The 16682-nt window shown below is 33.3% G+C and carries 16 protein-coding genes; 6 read left to right on the top strand and 10 right to left on the bottom strand.

Annotated features, from left to right (window positions below; all coding sequences use genetic code 11):
• Window positions 1–338 precede the first annotated feature (338 nt).
• A complete protein-coding gene (locus EAH69_RS10800) occupies window positions 339–644 on the top strand; it encodes a hypothetical protein (RefSeq protein ID WP_121935218.1) in 306 nt (101 codons plus the stop codon).
• Between the two features lie 74 nt (window positions 645–718).
• Here EAH69_RS10800 and EAH69_RS10795 read toward each other — a convergent pair whose 3' ends face one another.
• Genes EAH69_RS10795 through EAH69_RS10770 form a run of 6 tightly spaced genes read right to left on the bottom strand, consistent with a single transcriptional unit; the run spans window position 719 to window position 9330 of the window.
• Entirely contained in the window at window positions 719–2026 is a 1308-nt protein-coding gene (locus EAH69_RS10795; RefSeq protein ID WP_230466785.1) for a hypothetical protein, read from the bottom strand.
• Window positions 2027–2075: 49 nt separating this feature from the next.
• Window positions 2076–2750 carry a c-type cytochrome gene (locus EAH69_RS10790; RefSeq protein ID WP_121935217.1) on the bottom strand — a complete coding sequence of 225 codons (675 nt, stop codon included), beginning with the start codon at window positions 2748–2750 and terminating at the stop codon, window positions 2076–2078.
• Entirely contained in the window at window positions 2750–3310 is a 561-nt protein-coding gene (locus EAH69_RS10785; RefSeq protein WP_121935220.1) for a DUF3341 domain-containing protein, read from the bottom strand. The genes EAH69_RS10790 and EAH69_RS10785 overlap by 1 nt, the downstream gene beginning before the upstream one ends.
• Window positions 3297–4700, bottom strand: a complete 1404-nt coding sequence (gene nrfD / locus EAH69_RS10780) for an NrfD/PsrC family molybdoenzyme membrane anchor subunit (protein ID WP_121935216.1) — start codon at window positions 4698–4700, stop codon at window positions 3297–3299. Before nrfD ends, EAH69_RS10785 begins: the two co-directional genes overlap by 14 nt.
• 33 nt (window positions 4701–4733) lie before the next feature.
• On the bottom strand, window positions 4734–7889 hold the full coding sequence (locus EAH69_RS10775) for a TAT-variant-translocated molybdopterin oxidoreductase (protein WP_121935215.1): 3156 nt from the start codon (window positions 7887–7889) through the stop codon (window positions 4734–4736).
• A 22-nt stretch (window positions 7890–7911) separates the two neighbouring features.
• A complete protein-coding gene (locus EAH69_RS10770) occupies window positions 7912–9330 on the bottom strand; it encodes a c-type cytochrome (RefSeq protein ID WP_121935214.1) in 1419 nt (472 codons plus the stop codon).
• Between the two features lie 415 nt (window positions 9331–9745).
• Here EAH69_RS10770 and EAH69_RS10765 point away from each other — a divergent pair, with 415 nt between their 5' ends.
• Window positions 9746–10234, top strand: a complete 489-nt coding sequence (locus EAH69_RS10765; protein WP_121935213.1) for an SPOR domain-containing protein — start codon at window positions 9746–9748, stop codon at window positions 10232–10234.
• Window positions 10235–10267: 33 nt separating this feature from the next.
• Here EAH69_RS10765 and EAH69_RS10760 read toward each other — a convergent pair whose 3' ends face one another.
• On the bottom strand, window positions 10268–10597 hold the full coding sequence (locus EAH69_RS10760; RefSeq protein ID WP_121935212.1) for a hypothetical protein: 330 nt from the start codon (window positions 10595–10597) through the stop codon (window positions 10268–10270).
• 144 nt (window positions 10598–10741) lie between these two features.
• Between EAH69_RS10760 and EAH69_RS10755 the strand changes: the two genes are divergently transcribed.
• Both EAH69_RS10755 and EAH69_RS10750 read left to right on the top strand, forming a co-directional pair.
• Window positions 10742–12010, top strand: coding sequence for a Y-family DNA polymerase (locus tag EAH69_RS10755; protein WP_121935211.1), 1269 nt, complete (start codon window positions 10742–10744; stop codon window positions 12008–12010).
• On the top strand, window positions 12010–12432 hold the full coding sequence (locus tag EAH69_RS10750) for a LexA family protein (protein ID WP_121935210.1): 423 nt from the start codon (window positions 12010–12012) through the stop codon (window positions 12430–12432). Before EAH69_RS10755 ends, EAH69_RS10750 begins: the two co-directional genes overlap by 1 nt.
• Before the next feature lie 28 nt (window positions 12433–12460).
• Here the strand turns inward: EAH69_RS10750 and EAH69_RS10745 are convergent, their stop codons facing one another.
• Window positions 12461–12904 carry an energy transducer TonB gene (locus EAH69_RS10745; protein WP_121935209.1) on the bottom strand — a complete coding sequence of 148 codons (444 nt, stop codon included), beginning with the start codon at window positions 12902–12904 and terminating at the stop codon, window positions 12461–12463.
• Between the two features lie 6 nt (window positions 12905–12910).
• Window positions 12911–13243 (bottom strand): HopJ type III effector protein, encoded by a 333-nt coding sequence (locus EAH69_RS10740; protein ID WP_121935208.1) that lies wholly within the window; start codon window positions 13241–13243, stop codon window positions 12911–12913.
• 128 nt (window positions 13244–13371) lie between these two features.
• On the opposite strand from EAH69_RS10740, the gene EAH69_RS10735 reads away from it, so the two are divergent.
• Entirely contained in the window at window positions 13372–14226 is an 855-nt protein-coding gene (locus EAH69_RS10735) for a helix-turn-helix domain-containing protein (protein ID WP_121935207.1), read from the top strand.
• A 261-nt stretch (window positions 14227–14487) separates the two neighbouring features.
• On the top strand, window positions 14488–15108 hold the full coding sequence (locus EAH69_RS10730; protein ID WP_121935206.1) for a hypothetical protein: 621 nt from the start codon (window positions 14488–14490) through the stop codon (window positions 15106–15108).
• 41 nt (window positions 15109–15149) lie between these two features.
• Here EAH69_RS10730 and ccoG read toward each other — a convergent pair whose 3' ends face one another.
• Window positions 15150–16613: a cytochrome c oxidase accessory protein CcoG gene (gene ccoG / locus EAH69_RS10725; protein ID WP_121935205.1), complete on the bottom strand. Its 1464-nt coding sequence runs from the start codon at window positions 16611–16613 to the stop codon at window positions 15150–15152.
• Window positions 16614–16682 lie beyond the last annotated feature (69 nt).

Raw genomic sequence — 16682 nt, 5'->3', positions numbered from 1 at the left:
ATTTTTTTCATTTTTAAAGTAATTTAGTTTTTAATTCTTTTGTTATAGTTTGCAACCTATAACATACTCCTTAACGTTAATTACTTCAATAATAATAATATGCAAATCAATAGAACTATTGTTGTCAAAATTTATATAAATCTTCAATTTTCATAAATATAGAACACTATACCACTGAATATAAACACATTAATAAATATTAACTTTATAAAAAAAATGAATATTTATACATTTTATTACAGTTGAAATATTTTAAGAAATAAAATAATATCTATAAACAGTAATGATTAACAATGGAATATGTTTTGTTATAAATAAAAGAAACTAAATCAACAACTATGAAAGAAAAATTACAATACCGATACAAATCTGTAAGTGTAGCACTTGAAGAATTAAAAGAGTTAGGATATACCATAGACTACAACTTAGAAAAAGAACGAATTCTGGTAAATCCAGATGTTTTTGATATTACGTATATCTATCGTTACGAAGGTGCAAGTAATCCTGATGATGAATCATCTGTTTATGGAATTGTAAACAAAGAAAATGGAGATAAAGGCGTTTATGTAGTTGGTAATTTAGCAACTTCTGATGATGTTGATCAATTCATTATCAATTTAGAAATAAAACGTAGAAATTCTTAATACGAAAATATATTAAATAAAAAAAGCTCGATGCATTTGCATCGAGCTTTTTAGTTTTATGATTAACCAATCGATTAGAATGGGTATTCGTAAATTTTTGATTCGTGGAAGTAAGGGTGACCTTTAGCTTCTAAGTTTAATTTAGAGATAGCATTCATTACTACGAAAGTAAATAAACCTGCTATTGCTACTAAAGAACCAATCTCCATAAATCCGAAGTTGTGGAACGGTCCAACAGCCGCTGGCATAATTTGGTTGTAGAAATCCCAGTAGTGACCTAAGATAATTACAAACCCCATAGCGAAAACGATGTTGAAACGACGCTTCATTGAAGAAGAGATTAAGATTAAGAATGGTGCAAATAAGTTTACAACTAACATGTAGAAGTAGTAAGGGTATTGCGCCATACGTTGCTCAAAGTATTGTACCTCTTCTGGAATGTTCGCGTACCATTGTAACATGAACTGACAGAACCATAAGTAAGACCATAATAATGAGAAACCGAACATGTATTTTGTTAAATCATGTAAGTGGTTGTCATTGAATAATGGTAAAGATCCTTTTCTCTTTAAGTAAATTGAGATGATTGCCATAATAGAAACCGCAGAAACTAAGTATGAAACCATTCCGTACCACATAAATAAAGATGAGAACCAGTGAGGGTCTAAAGACATCACGAAATCCCAAGCAAATGCTGCAGAGAATACTGCGAAAATCACAATATAAATTACAGATTTTGTATATAAAGAAGAGAATAAACCTCTATCTCCAGGATTTTCATCTAATTTACGAGTAGCATTTTTGATTACAGGAACCATTAATGATAATACTACTAAGTAGATTACACAACGAATTACCCAATATGGTGTAGTTAACCAAATCTGAGCTTTATTCGCCATAAAGATATCGTATTGTGGGCTTTCTGGATCTAATAACTCAGGAACCATCCAGTGAAATAAGTGATTCCAGTGCATTGCAGAACCTACTACGATAACCATTAATAATACAGATGCAACAGGTAAGAAAGATGCGATACCTTCCATAACACGTGTTACAACCATAGACCAACCTGCGTTAGCAACAAATTGAATACATAAGTAGAATAATGCAGATGCAGCAATTCCGAAAGCGAAATAAGCTGGTACATAAAAAGCAGCCCAAGGTCTGTTTTTTAATAAATTCTCTAAGTGAGACATGTGTGCATCATGATCCGTATTGAATGAAATATACGCATCAGAAACATAATCACCATAGAATTGTGTTGGATCTGCTTGAATTAATCCATTAATATATTCATGAGAATTTGCTACATCAGATTGATGTAAGAAAAATCCGATCCCGTAAAGTACAACCCCTACCACAACCATGATAAGAGAAGTCATTTTTAATTTTGGGGAAAATGTATATTGCATGATAAATTAACTTATTTGATTATTTTTCGTTAGTTGTTTGTTCAGTTGTTGTTTCAGCCTCAACTGCAGGAGCTTCTGCAGCTGGTGCAGCCTCTGCTCCACCATTTTTCAAACTCATAACGTATTCAGCAACTCTCCAACGATCAGCAGGTGTTAATTGAGATGCGTAAGAACCCATCGCGTTTTTACCGTACATAATTACGTGGTATACAGAACCTACAGTTATATCACGTTCACCGTATGTTGGTACTCCAGAGTAAGCTTTTGACTGAACAATAGAACCTTGTCCATCTCCAGCAGCTCCGTGACATACCGCACAGTTTTGCGCATATAACTTTTTACCCTTTTCTAAATCTTTTACTTTATCACCTTTTAATTGTGATGCAGTTATAGCTTTAGCTTGAGCATAACCTGCGTTATTGTTTTTATATGGCCAAGGAAGAATGTCACCTTCAGATCTTGCAACAGAACCTTCAACAGATTCTAAAGCAGACATGTTATAGTGTGCATTGAAAACTGGCACATCTGATGCAGTCTCTCTCTCTGGATACTCTGCATTTGCTTTTTGGTAAGGATCATACGCTGTAGCATAGTACATGTCTGGCATGTAAACGATACTTGGCGTACGTTTTTTATCCGAACAAGAAGTTACAAGAACTCCTGCTAAACCTATAAATAGTGCAATTTTTTTCATTATGCTTCTTCTTGTACTAAATTATTAACACTTTGACCATAGTCACCTTTTACAGTAACCTCTTCTGCTCCTGTTTCAATAAATACATTTTTGATTTTCTCTACATCAGTAGTGTGAATTTCAATCATGAATTTATCATCAGTTGTACGAGGATCTGGATTTTGTGGCGCTGCACCTGGATATAATTTATTACGGAATAAATAAGTCCAAGACATAAAGTGCGCTGCACAGAATACCGTTAACTCGAACATAATTGGAATAAACGCTGGCATGTTTTGACCCCAAGAGAAAGCTGGTTTCCCTCCGATGTCTTGCGCCCAATCGTGGTTCATGATAAACCAAGTCATAGTTGCTGCTAACGTTGTTCCAAATAAACCATAGAAGAAACCGATATCAGAAATACGAGTTTTCTTTAAACCTAAAGCTTTATCTAAATGGTGAACAGGAAATGGTGTATACACTTCATCAATTGTAATACCTTGCTTACGAATTGATTTTACTGCTTTCATTAAATCATCGTCGTCTCCGTAAAGACCGTATACGATTTTAGTGTTCGTGATGCTCATCTTCAGTATGATGTTTTTTGTAGCTTTCGCCAGATGATTTCAAAATAGTTTTTAATTCAGCTTGTGGTAATACTGGGAATGTACGTGCGTACAATAAGTATAATACAAAGAAGAATCCGTTTGTTCCTACGAAGATACCTACGTCAACGAACGTTGGCATAAACATAGTCCAGCTTGATGGTAAGTAGTCACGAGATAAGTTGATTACGATGATATCGAAACGCTCGAACCACATACCAACATTAACTACGATAGAAATGATGAAAGTCCAGAAGAAAGATCTTCTAATAGGACGAATCCATAATAAACCTGGGATTAATACGTTACATAAAATTAACGCCCAGAAAGCCCACCAATAAGGTCCTGTTGCAGCACCTGGAGAGAAGTATGTAAAATCTTCGTAACGAGATCCAGAGTACCATGCAATCCATAACTCAGTTAAGTAAGCTACAGCTACCATACCTCCAGTTACAACGATTACGATATTCATGTACTCGATGTGTTTACGAGTAATATATGCTTCGTAGTGGAATACTTTACGTAAAACTCCTAATAATGTTTGTACCATCGCGAATCCTGAGAAGATCGCACCTGCTACGAAGTAAGGAGGATATACAGTCGAGTGCCATCCTTTAATTACTGACGTTGCGAAGTCAAATGATACAATTGTGTGTACAGAGAATACTAACGGTGTACATAAACCAGCTAATACTAATGAGATTTCCTCAAAACGTTGCCAGTGTTTAGCTTTACCTCCCCAACCGAATGATAAGATTCCGTAGATTTTCTTAGCAAATGGTTTAGTTGCACGGTCACGAATTAATGCGAAATCAGGAATTAATCCAATGAACCAGAAAACTACTGATACAGAGAAATAAGTCGAGATCGCGAAAACGTCCCATAATAATGGCGAGTTAAAGTTTGGCCATAATGAACCGAATTGGTTAGGAATTGGGAAAACCCAGTACATTAACCATGGACGACCCATGTGGATTACAGGGAATAACGCTGCCTGTACAACGGCGAAGATAGTCATGGCTTCCGCAGAACGGTTTACCGACATTCTCCATTTTTGACGGAATAATAATAATACGGCTGAGATTAACGTACCTGCGTGTCCGATACCTACCCACCATACGAAGTTAGTGATATCCCATGCCCAGTTAATCGTTCTATTTAATCCCCATACACCGATACCTGTTCCTACTGTATATGCAATACACCCAATACCTAATAAGAATGCTACGAATGCAATCCCGAAAGCAGTCCACCAAAGTTTACCTGCTTTACTCTCAATCGGGCGTGCGATGTCATTAGAAATATCGTGGTAGGTTTTATGTCCTGTAATAAGGGGTTCTCTTACCTGTGATTCGTAATGTGACATATTTGTTTACCTTATGATTCTTTAATAAATTAATTATGCGTTCTCTTTTCTGTTTCTAACTTTAACTTGATAGATAACATTTGGTTTAGTTCCAATTTCTTCTAATAAAACATAAGAACGGTTATCCTTAGATAATTTTCTTACATCAGATTTTTCGTCATTGATATCACCAAACTTCATTGCTCCTGAACCACAAGCTGCCGCACAAGCTGCTGCATCTTTAAATTCATCATCAGAAACACGACGACCTTCTTTCTTAGCTTTTAAGATAGTAGCCTGAGTTTGTTGAATACAGAAAGAACATTTTTCCATTACCCCTCTAGTACGTACTACAACATCTGGATTTAATACCATACGTCCTAAGTCGTTGTTCATGTTGAAGTCAAACTTATCATTTAAGTTATAGTTGAACCAGTTGAAACGACGAACTTTGTAAGGACAGTTGTTAGCACAGTAACGAGTACCAACACAACGGTTATAAGCCATCATGTTTTGACCTTGACGACCGTGAGAAGTAGCAGCAACTGGACACACAGTCTCACAAGGAGCGTGGTTACAGTGTTGACACATCATTGGTTGGAAGATCACATCTGGATTTTCAGCTTCTGGCTTAATTAAACGAGTGTATTGTTGTGGCTCGTTGTCTGGATCTAATTCTAACGCTACTTTCTGAGTTAATTTTCCGTTTGGATCATTATAAGTTACATCAGAGTAGTAACGGTCAATTCTTAACCAGTACATATCACGAGAACGACGCATTTCATCTTTACCTACAACTGGTACGTTGTTTTCTGCTTGACAAGCAATAACACACGCTCCACATCCAGTACATGCATTCATGTCGATAGATAAGTTGAAGTGAGGTCCAGTTGAACGATCAAAAGAAGCCCAGATATCAACTTCACCTGTAGGAGTTGTTCCTCTCCAAGTTGGCATAACGTGAACTGGATTCCATTCTTGACGATCTGTATTGATGAAATCATTTAAAGAAACTTCACGAGCAATCTCGTAACGTCCCATTAAAGTTGGTTGTTGTTGCATGTTAGCAAATGGGTGTTTGTCTGTACGAGAAGATTTCTCAATCGTAACATTAGTAGCACCTACATTTCCTGCGTATAATTCGAATGCATTAACACCTACTCCATTCGCTACTTTACCAGCTTTAGTACGTCCGTAACCGAAAGCTAAACCTACAGTTCCTAACGCTTGACCTGGTTGGATGAATACAGGAACTTCTACAGTTTTTCCATTAACTGTTACATTAACGAACTCACCGTCAAATTGCATTCTTCCGTTTGTAACGTTGTAGTTATCTTGAATTTTGATTCCTAACTTCTCAGCATCCATTGGATTTACTGTTAAGTAGTTATCCCAAGAGTTTCTTGTGATTGGATCTGGTAACTCTTGTAACCAAGGGTTGTTAGCTTGTGTACCATCTCCTAAACCAGCTTTAGCATAGAATTGAATTTCCCAAGTTGATGGCTTAGCAGCAGCTAATTTAGCAGCAGCACCAGCAGCTACACCTGCATTACCTGCAAATGAAGTAGCTTCTTGAGATTCGTTATATCCATTGTATAAAGCTTTGTTGAAGTCAACTCCTAACTGAGGTAAGATAGCAGCTTCCCAGTTGTTCTTAACATATAAGAAGTATGGAGAAACTTTTTGTCTTGTAGCAGAAGCAGCAATTTGCATAATTGGATCATTTGCATCTACAACTTCTACAACTTCAGTTTGACCTGTCATCCATGCGATTAATGAATCTTGGAATTGACGAGAGTCAAATACACGACGGATTGTTGGTTGTTGTAATGAATAAACACCTGTTAAAGGGTTAAAATCATTCCAAGACTCTAATGCGTGTGTAACTGGAGCTACAACATCAGCTAAAGAAGCAGTTTCATCTAATTTTTCAGTCATTGCAACTTTTAAAGCAATTGCTTTGAAAGCAGCCTCAACGTCTTTAGACTTGTTGCTATTATAAACTGGGTTTACTTGGTAAGATAATAATACTCCTACTTGACCAGCTTTAGCTTCGTTGATGAATTGGTTGAAAGCAGCGTCATTAGATTCTTTTAATTTAACAGCTTTTGTAGAAACTGCAGAAGAAGCTAATAATTGGTTGATAGCGAAAGCTAATGTGTAAGCTTCTTTAGAACCATCAGCCATAACTACGGCTTTAGAACCTTTTGCTTTTAATTCTGCAACAATTGATTGAGCTTCTTTAGAAACAGATCCACCTTGTAATCCGTTATAAACTTCAGCTAATAATTTTTCAGTTGCAGTTGGTTGTAATGGAATACGAGTATCCGCATTAGCACCAGTTAAAGATAAAACAGATTCAACTTGGATGTGACGTAACATTGTAGCTCCTGGTTTACGAGCTTCTGCGTACGCACCTTCCATACCACCACCATTGTAATCAGCTAAGAAATCAGCGTTGAAAGCAACAACTAATTCTGAAGTTGATAAATCGTAGTAAGGTAATTCTCTTTTCCCGTAGAATTCTTGAGCTGCATCTAATCCGTTAGAATAAGAAACTGCATCGTAAACTACGTGTTGAACTGTTGGATATTTAGCAGCAAATTCAGCAATTAATTTCTTAGTAGAAGGAGAAGGTAATGAAGAAGTTAAGATAACTGCTTTTTTCCCTCCTAATGATGCTAATGCTTTAGTTACTTTAGCATCAACTTCTTTCCAAGAAGTTTGTTTGAATTTATCACCGCTATTTAATAAAGGTGTTTTAATTTTATCTGAATCGTATAATGATAATACAGATGCTTGAACACGTGCATTTGTAGAACCAAAATATTTTGCTCCTTTATTCGCATCGATACGAATTGGACGACCTTCTCTTGTACGTACTAATACGTTAGCGTAATCATACCCATCAAAAATTGATGATGCATAATATGTAGGAACCCCTGGATTAATATCCTCTGGTTTTACTACGTAAGGAACAGATTTTACGATTGGAGCTTCACAGGCTGCTAATGTAACAGCAGCTGTACTGAACCCTAAAATCTTCAAAAAGTCACGACGTGAAGTTTGGTTATTCTCCATGGCGTTATCATTCCCTAAGAAATTATCTACAGGAATCTCTTCTGCAAATTCATTGGTAGTTAACTTTTCATTTAAAGTAATGTCTGTTAACTCCTCAAAACTTTTCCAGTAATTTTTCTTCGAAGCCATTTATACTCCTCTCTTTTTTATATTAATAATGACATTTACCACACTCTAAACCTCCGATAGCATCTACTGTAACTTTAGTAGCATCACCGTATTGTTTTTTCAGTTTTTCGTGTAATTCTGCGTAATATTCTTTGTTATAACCGTTGTCCATGTCAACTTCTGTAGTTCTGTGACATTCAACACACCATCCCATAGTGAAATCGTTAGCCATTCTAACTTCATTCATTTCGTCTACACGTCCGTGACAAGCGAAACAAACTTGATCTCCACCTCCGATGTTTAATTCAGCAGCGTTTGGAATTGTTCCTTCTTTGATAGCTTTTAAGATAGCTTGCTCACCAGCAACAACGTGTTGTGCGTGGCTGAAGTATACGAAGTCTGGCATATTGTGGATACGTACCCACTCAATTGGCTTTTGAGTTCCTTCATACTTATTTGTTTCAGGATTCCATCCGATAGCTTTATACATTTTTTGGATTTCTCCTGTATAGAACTTCTTAACTTCATTTCCGTCAGCAAATTTACCTGAAGCTACTAATTCTTCTTCGAAGTATTCACCTTTGTATTCTTTGATTGACTTGTGACAGTTCATACATACGTTAGTAGAAGGAATTCCTGATACTTTACCGTATTTCGCAGAGCTGTGACAGTATTGACAATCGATACCTTGGATACCAGCGTGAACTTTGTGAGAGAAGTAGATTGGTTGTTCTGGTTCGTAACCTTTATCTACACCTACACCCATCATTCCCCAGTAAATGTTGAATAATCCTACGAATGCTAATACACCTACTGCTAATCCTGCAACTTTCTTATACTTCTCGAAAGTTTCTGAGAAAGATTTTGCTGTTTTAGCAACTGTTGGATCTAATTCGTTTGCTGCAGTAGCGTTTACTAATGCGTTTACACGTACTAAAATCCATAATAATAAAGCAGCTAATACAACAAAACCAACAGCAACGATACCTGTAGAAGCACCTCCACCGTTAGATTTAGCAGCATCTTTAGCAGCTTTGTCTGCAGCTTCTTTTTCAGCTTTAGCAGCATCATAAGCAGCTTTACCTCCATCTGGGTCAGCAGTATACGCTAATAAGTTATCAATATCACCATCTGAAAGACCTGGAAAGGCTAACATCTCTGTGTTATTGTACTCTGCGTAAATTTTGTTAGCATACGCATCTCCTGATTCACGTAATGCTTTGTTGTCTTTAATCCAAGCGTACAACCATTCCTTACCTAAACCTTGCTCGTCTTTTAGACGTTGCTCGATATTACGTAATTCTGGCCCGATCAATTTACCATCGACCTGGTGACATGCAGTACAATTTTGGTCGAATAATTCGTAACCTTTTCCTGCATCTTGTGCTTGAGTAAGGGAGAACGTGGCCATAAGAACCGCGGCACTCCATAAACGTATTCTCGTTAGAAATCTTGCCTTCATTTACTTAATTTCTCAATTCGTTGTTTACTTTTAATTAGTTTTTATTTGAACACTTAACTAAGAGCAAAAATACTTTCAATACTTAATAAAATCATAAAGAATGCATACTGAACTTTATCATTCAGCTTAATTTAAAACTGTTCTAAATTAATTGAGATAAATTATCCCTTCATAATTTCTATTGATGATTTGATCTTGCATTATTTATTTTACCTTATTTAATAATTCATATTCAATATTTCAGATACAGACTAAATGTGTTTAACATAATAAATAAGTTTTCTTCATGAACTCTTTTATTATTTAATGTAGACAAATCATTTTGGAATGATATTCGCTTAAATCAGTTTTATTCTTATTATTTTATTTTTTAAGTAGTAAAGTTCAAAGTATATTTGCTCAAATTAGTTCATTCATGAAAAATTTTATTACATTTTTTGTAATGTTGTTCTCAACAATTCTTTTTGCTCAAGAAAAAATTGACACTGTCGTTATTAATAATAACGGTACATTGAAAATAGAATTAGATCAAAGAATTAATCAAGTGATTACTGCAAAAGAAGACGCTTCGTGTCCAGTAGCAGTAAAAAAGGTTGTAGAAAAGAAAGAGTCTCCAAAAGCAACTGCAGCGGATCCTTGTGCTACACAAACACAAATTAATGGTTATAAAATTCAGATTTATTATTCTAAAAACAGAGCTGATGCACAAAAAGTAAAAAATGAATTTGATAATGCGAACCCACATCTTAGCTCTCAAGTTGCTTATTTTGCTCCAGACTACAGAGTTTTAGTTGGCGATTACTTTACAAAAGGATCTGCATCATCAGATATTAGAAAATTAAAATCAAAATATAATAGCTCATTTGCTATTCCATATAAAGTACTATGCCGTAGAGCAAAATAGTATCTTACTTAAATAAGAATAAAAGAGGAATTGTTACGCAACAATTCCTCTTTTATTATATCCCCTGCCTTCAATCTCTAACATATATAATAAATTTGAAGCATTCGAAATATCGTAAGCAGGATTTCCCATCACAAAAACACCTCTTTCTTCACTAGACAAACATTCAATTCCATATACTGTAGAAGAATCTTCTGGGCTTGACTCACCTTCATATCTAAAAATATAAATTATTTTAAAATCTTGTGGGTGATCTAAAATACGATTCTGTAATAGATTAAAATCTAGCTCGTATCCTTTTTCCTTTAATTGCTGCAACGCTTCGCTTGACGAAGCATATAAATATTGCTTACTTTCGAACATAATGTTTTGGTTTAGATTAACATGACCTAGAACGAATCAAAAGCAAAGCCCTAATTTGTTAAAAATCAATTATTAACAAAACTTTACAACTTAACTATTAAAACGACACTCCTTGTCCGAAATCAAAAATACTTTTGGAACAATATGTATGCTTTAATTGATTGTAATAATTTTTATGTGAGTTGTGAAAGGATATTTAATCCAACACTTTCTAACCAGGCTGTTGTAGTGCTATCTAACAACGACGGATGCGTCATTTCTCGTTCAGAAGAAGCTAAACAACTTGGCATTCCTATGGGCGCACCTTTTTTTCAATACAAATCACTTTTTCAGAAAAATAACGTAAAAATATTTTCAAGTAACTATGCTTTATATGCTGATATTAGCGAAAGAGTAATGAATATCTTGAATAAATACACGCCTGATATTGAAGTATATTCTATAGACGAATCTTTTTTAAAATTTAATGGTTATGATGATTTTTTCAACATCGAGAAAATTGCACATCAAATCAAACAAGAAATACTAAAAGGTGTTGGTGTACCAACTTGTGTTGGATTAGCACCAACGAAAGCTTTAGCAAAAATAGCCAATCGAATTGCAAAAAAATTTCCGAAGCAATTGAATGGCATTTATTCCATAGATTCTGAAGAAAAACGAATCAAAGCTTTAAAATGGATAGCTATAGAAGATGTTTGGGGAATTGGAAGACGATTAGCCGCAAGATTAAGATTTCTGAATATAAATAATGCTTATGATTTTACACAATTATCAGATCAATATATAAGAAAAGAATTTTCTGTGGTTGAGCTTCGATTAAAAAAGGAATTATTAGGAGAATCTGTTTTAAAATTAGAAGACATTAAAAACAAAAAAAATATTGCGACAACAAGATCTTTTGAACACGACGAAAATGATTTCGAATTCGTAAAAGAACGCGTCGTAACATTTGCATCAAGTTGTGCCGAAAAATTACGAAAACAAAATTCGAATGCTAATTTGATTTCTGTCTTCATTCAAACCAATCCACAAAAAGAAACATTGCAGTACAGAAGAAACGTTGTTTTAAAATTACCTTTTGCTAGCAATTCATCCATCACATTAGCAAAATACGCCATAAAAGGATTAGAGCAAATTTACAAAGAAGGATTTGCATATAAACGAGCTGGTGTTATCGTATCTGGAATTACAGATGCTAATCAAAAACAACTGAATCTTTTCAGTGATGAAGATTCAAGACATCAAGAATTGATGAAAACAATTGATGGACTTAACCGAAAAATTGGTGAAACAAAAATAAAATTAGGATCACAAGATTTAGAACGAACTTGGAAAATGAGACAAGAGCATTTGTCAAAAAATTACACCACGAATATTAATCAATTAATAGAAATAGATTTAAACTTAGCATAATGAAATTAACAGTCGCACAACCCGAATTTACACTTGGCTATGAAGTAACATTAATGGAAAATACGATTCAGGCAGGATTCCCCTCGCCTGCTGAAGATTTTAAAACAGATAAAATAAGTTTAGATGTTGCCTTGGTTAAAAATAAAGAAACCACTTTTTACGCCAGAGTAAAAGGAGATTCGATGATTGATGCTGATATGGATGAAGGAGATATTTTAATCATTGACAAAAGTTTAGAACCAACTAACGGTAAAATTGCAGTTTGTATGGTTGATGGCGAATTTACGGTTAAGAAAATAAAAGTAGACAAAGATTGTCTTTGGCTAATTCCATATAATAAAAGATTTAAACCTATTCGTATCACAGAAGACAATGATTTCTTAGTCTGGGGAATTGTCACCTATATTATTAAACAAGTATAAAAAAAGGAAGTTGTTTAACTTCCTTTTTTTATTGTAACCTAAATGGCATCGAAAATTTAACATCTACCGGAATTCCATTTTTAATTGCCGGTTGATAAATAATATCTTTATTGATTTCATCAAAAACTTCCAAAGCATAAGGTATCAACTCTTCCGCTCCTTGTCCTTTAATTTCTTTCAATTTACCTTCCTTACCAATTACATAAGTTATTTTAACTACACCTTTTGGTAATTTTGTATGATCGAATTTTGAATTAAATATTTCAATAAATTTATTATTCATCTGTGCAGAAAAGCAATTTACATTTTCCTGAACTGTAGGATACAAAACACAACCATCAAAAACAGGCATTACATCTGTTTCTTTAGGCAAATAAACAATTGGAGATTCTTCTTTTAATTCACTTGTATTCGTCTCTTGCGCGCAAGCAAAAAAAGAACATAAAATAAATAGTAGTGTTAAGTTTTTCATCTCGTATTATTTCGCAATTAAAGCTGTTCCATCAAAAGAAACACCTTCCCAACCATTCGCCATAAATTGTCGGATATTTTGATGATCTGTTCCTTCAGGCGTATCTAAAACTGATTGGTAATGTTCTGCAAATAATTTTAATGTATCTTCTACCGATAAATTTTCTAATTTTCCAAAAGCTAAAACTTTTGCACTTCCTTGATTTTGATCTGCTGCATTTTCTTGCGCTCCATTTTTAAAAGCTGTTGGTGTATGCGTATATTTAGATTCGATAAACGCGATTACATCATTAAAAATTGCTGAACCTTCAGCTAATTGGTTTAAAATTTCTTGAGCCATTGTATTTTTCTTTGAAACAAAAATAATAAAAAGCATCCGAATTAATTCCCACACCCCAGAAATACCTCATTGTTACTTCTGTTACATAACAAGCCAAGTTTTAATCTTATTTTTGTAAAAAATATAAATTGAATCCTGATAAATTATTAAACGAATCTTATTTCATCAAGAAAGGTCTTTTGCAAGAAATTAGAAAGGACATGCCTCCTTATGCAAAAGAATATTCAGGATTGATACTATGCACAAACGGAAATGTTGTTTTAAATATTGAAAACGAGTTAACTAATATTTCTAAAAATGATTTAATTGGAATCAAACCATTTATTTCAATCAAAGAAGTAGAAATTTCTCTTGACTGCGAAGTAATTATTATAGGAATCCACAACAATCTATCTCCTCAGATAACTGAAACAATAAAAACTTTTGAACCTTTACAGATTCTTAACCTAAACTATTTCTCTAAAATAACATTAACAGAAATACAGCTTGTTAATATATTAGACTCAATTCAGTTATTTACACAAAAAATAAACGAAAAAAATACGATTTTTAAACATCATAAAACAAATGCCGCATTTTCGATTCTATTGTATGAAATAATAGAATTATTTATATCCAACAAACATAATTTTGCAACAGAAATTAATCGTGCAAAAATCATTACATCAGATTTTATCATTTTACTTAATACAAATACAAATCAGAAAAAAGGTGTAGAATATTTTGCTGAAAAACTAAACATAACCCCTAAGCATTTAATTAGTTCAGTAAAAACAATTACAAAAGAAACTCCGCGTAAAATTATTGACAAAATGATTTTAAGTGAAGCTAAAAAAACACTTCAAAAAAACGAACTAACAATTCAAGAAATCGCAGATTTATTAGGCTTTTCGGACGCTTCTTCATTCACTAAATTCTTTAAAAGAAACCAAGGAGAAACACCAAAAAGTTACAAAAGAAAATCTAATCGTAAGGTTAATTAAAAACCATTTTAACCGATGTTTAAACTACTTAAAACAAAATTTTAGCCTTAATTTTGGCAATAATATTTTCCACAAACTATAAAACAATAATCATTTAAAAAAATCAACCTATATAAATGATTACAACCCCAAAACCTATTAACTAAAAAAAACATTTACACAATACATAACAGCTTATTTTTCAATAGGCCGCACTTTCATGCGTCTTATTGAAAAGTAAAACTGTCTACTATTTTAGTATAAAAATTAAGAAATATAAGGATGAAATTTACATTTTTAAGGTACGCTATTTATGCAGCTTTAACTTACGGATTAATGGAGTTAATGAGATATGACGGAATGACAACAACAGATGATGTGAAATTTGCTGAAAGTAGTTTAGTTGAACAAGCACAAAACATTTTTTTAATATTATCATTAATCTCACTTACGTTTACAAGAGGATATCAAGCAATAAAATATATACTAATATTAATTTTAGGATTGTTTTTTATTCGTGAACAAGACGCTTTCTTAGACAGTGCAATTGCAGAACATTCATGGAAATTCATTTGTATTATTTTTGCAAGTTTAGTGGGATATAAAATCTTTCAAATTAGAAAAACTATTGTTTCTGAAATTGAAGAATTTATTAAAACGTCATCATCAGGAATATTATTTTTAGGTTTTACAACTTTATTAATCTTCTCTAGAATGTTTGGACGTAAAAAATTCTGGAAAGTAGTTGAAGGAACTGAAGATTATACTCGAAATGTAAAAAATGCAGCGGAAGAATGTACCGAATTATTTGGGTATTTTTTAATACTAATTGGTATTATAGAATTTTACGTATATGTTTCTTCTAAAATTAGAGATAACAAAAATATTTCATTAGCGGAATAAAAAAAGCACCTCAAAATTGAGGTGCTTTCTTATTATAACTATTATTGAATACCAATATCAAATGGAGCCATAAAGCTAATTTCGTATTGATCAATTGGATTATTTTTTTCATCGATTAATTCGATACGAATCAATTCTTTATAAGACTCTAATTCTGCACGTGGAATTTTCACTTTAATAAATCCTTGCTTCAATTCGCCAGCATTAATATCGATTGTTTTATTACGATCTGAAATCAATTCAATTTCACTTTTAGGATGAGACAAAATCACAGCTTTTAATTTGTGCGGTTGATTAGTCTTATTCATCAAACTATATTGCAATGTATTGACAATAAATACTCCTTCTTCCCTATAATCACTTCCTGGAATTTGTAAAAACTTAGCTTCTACATCACTTCTATTCATCACAAATACAGATAAACCTGCAATCATAGCAATAAGTATCACAGAAAAAGAAACCATACGAAATGAAACTCTAAAAGGTGTACCCTCGCTAATATTTTCTTCTGAAGCGAAACGGATTAAACCTTTTGGTAAATTAATTTTATCCATCACTTCATCACACGCATCCATACAAGCTGTACAATTTACACACTCTAACTGTGATCCATTTCTAATATCAATTCCTGTAGGACAAACGGCAACACATTGTCCACAATCAATACAATCTCCTTTACCTGCAGCTTTACGATCTTCATTTTTACGGAATTTAGAACGTCCTTCACCTCTTTTAAAATCATATGAAACTTGCATAGAATTTTTATCAATTAAAACACCTTGCAAACGACCATATGGGCAAACTAACGTACACGCTTGTTCTCTAAACCATGCAAAAACAAAGAAGAATAACCAGCTAATAATAAACATCCCGATGAATTTGCCGATATGATCAGAAGGAGAATCTGTATACATCGATTTCAAAAAATCCATTCCAACGATATAGGCCATCAAAATATTAATTATAACAAAAGAAATCAAGTAATAAATAAACCACTTAGCTCCTTTTTTCATTATTTTTTCTTCGTCCCACTCTTGCTTATCTAAACGAATTTGTTTGTTACGATCTCCTTCAATTAAATATTCAATTTTACGAAATATAAACTCTAAAAATATTGTTTGAGGACAAAACCAACCACAGAAAATTCGACCATAAACCGTTGTAAATAAAATAACAAATACAACACAAATAATCATCCCGAAAGCCAACAAAAAGAAATCTGTTGTAAAGAATGGATATCCAAATAACACAAACTGCGTATTAAAAACATCAAATTTGAAAATTGGATTTCCGTTAGGTAAAGTTATAAACGGTAAAATAAAAAGTAAAGCTAAAAGTAAAATCGAAACAATCGAACGATAATTTGTATACTTACCCGCAGGCTTTTTTGCATAAACCCATTTTCTTGTTCCATTTTTCTCCATAGTAGCAACAGCATTACGAAAGGCTTCGTTTTCCTGTGCATAATCCCATGAAAAATGTTCTTCTTTTTTATTATTATTCATATGACATCTAATTGTACAACAAAATTAGATAGTCCATAAAGCACAATAATTGTGTTATTCGCTGATAAT

The sequence above is a fragment of the Faecalibacter macacae genome (assembly GCF_003687725.1).
Lineage (GTDB): Bacteria > Bacteroidota > Bacteroidia > Flavobacteriales > Weeksellaceae > Empedobacter > Empedobacter macacae.
The sequence above is the reverse complement of the archived record's forward strand: the minus strand, read 5'-3'. Positions and strand labels throughout refer to the sequence as shown.

Excerpts from the sequence above, each read along its gene's own strand:
- EAH69_RS10730 (WP_121935206.1), top strand. The coding sequence starts at position 14,488 with ATGAAATTTACATTTTTAAGGTACGCTATTTATGCAGCTTTAACTTAC.
- EAH69_RS10770 (WP_121935214.1), bottom strand. The coding sequence starts at position 9,330 with ATGAAGGCAAGATTTCTAACGAGAATACGTTTATGGAGTGCCGCGGTT.
- EAH69_RS10740 (WP_121935208.1), bottom strand. The coding sequence starts at position 13,243 with ATGGCTCAAGAAATTTTAAACCAATTAGCTGAAGGTTCAGCAATTTTT.
- EAH69_RS10775 (WP_121935215.1), bottom strand. The coding sequence starts at position 7,889 with ATGGCTTCGAAGAAAAATTACTGGAAAAGTTTTGAGGAGTTAACAGAC.
- EAH69_RS10750 (WP_121935210.1), top strand. The coding sequence starts at position 12,010 with ATGAAATTAACAGTCGCACAACCCGAATTTACACTTGGCTATGAAGTA.
- EAH69_RS10745 (WP_121935209.1), bottom strand. The coding sequence starts at position 12,904 with ATGAAAAACTTAACACTACTATTTATTTTATGTTCTTTTTTTGCTTGC.
- EAH69_RS10760 (WP_121935212.1), bottom strand. The coding sequence starts at position 10,597 with ATGTTCGAAAGTAAGCAATATTTATATGCTTCGTCAAGCGAAGCGTTG.
- ccoG (WP_121935205.1), bottom strand. The coding sequence starts at position 16,613 with ATGAATAATAATAAAAAAGAAGAACATTTTTCATGGGATTATGCACAG.
- EAH69_RS10790 (WP_121935217.1), bottom strand. The coding sequence starts at position 2,750 with ATGAAAAAAATTGCACTATTTATAGGTTTAGCAGGAGTTCTTGTAACT.
- EAH69_RS10765 (WP_121935213.1), top strand. The coding sequence starts at position 9,746 with ATGAAAAATTTTATTACATTTTTTGTAATGTTGTTCTCAACAATTCTT.
- EAH69_RS10795 (WP_230466785.1), bottom strand. The coding sequence starts at position 2,026 with ATGACTTCTCTTATCATGGTTGTGGTAGGGGTTGTACTTTACGGGATC.
- nrfD (WP_121935216.1), bottom strand. The coding sequence starts at position 4,700 with ATGTCACATTACGAATCACAGGTAAGAGAACCCCTTATTACAGGACAT.
- EAH69_RS10800 (WP_121935218.1), top strand. The coding sequence starts at position 339 with ATGAAAGAAAAATTACAATACCGATACAAATCTGTAAGTGTAGCACTT.
- EAH69_RS10755 (WP_121935211.1), top strand. The coding sequence starts at position 10,742 with ATGTATGCTTTAATTGATTGTAATAATTTTTATGTGAGTTGTGAAAGG.